Genomic DNA, 261 nt, shown 5'->3' on the forward strand with positions numbered 1-261 from the left:
GCTGCGACCTACGTATAACGATTTCACAGAATATTTGCATCAACTCTATTTTGATGAAAGTATCAGTGAAGAAAAAAGGGAAAGTAAAATTCGTAAATACCAACTAAAACTGAACTACTATATCGCTACCCTGGAGAAAACATACCTTACTGATACCTCTCAAAATGTATCATTGCATAAAGGTATACAAGATGTTTTTCGATGTATGCACCGATACTTGGATCGCATACTTATCTATATGGAAGAATGTTGCGACACATA

1 protein-coding gene is annotated in these 261 nt (G+C 34.9%); it reads left to right on the forward strand.

Annotation, left to right across the window (positions count from 1 at the left end; all coding sequences use genetic code 11):
- Positions 1-261 (forward strand): hypothetical protein (locus FOF46_RS32415; RefSeq protein ID WP_208746858.1); only part of this gene is annotated, 261 nt, incomplete at both ends.

Source organism: Aquimarina algiphila (genome assembly GCF_007489275.1).
GTDB lineage: Bacteria > Bacteroidota > Bacteroidia > Flavobacteriales > Flavobacteriaceae > Aquimarina > Aquimarina algiphila.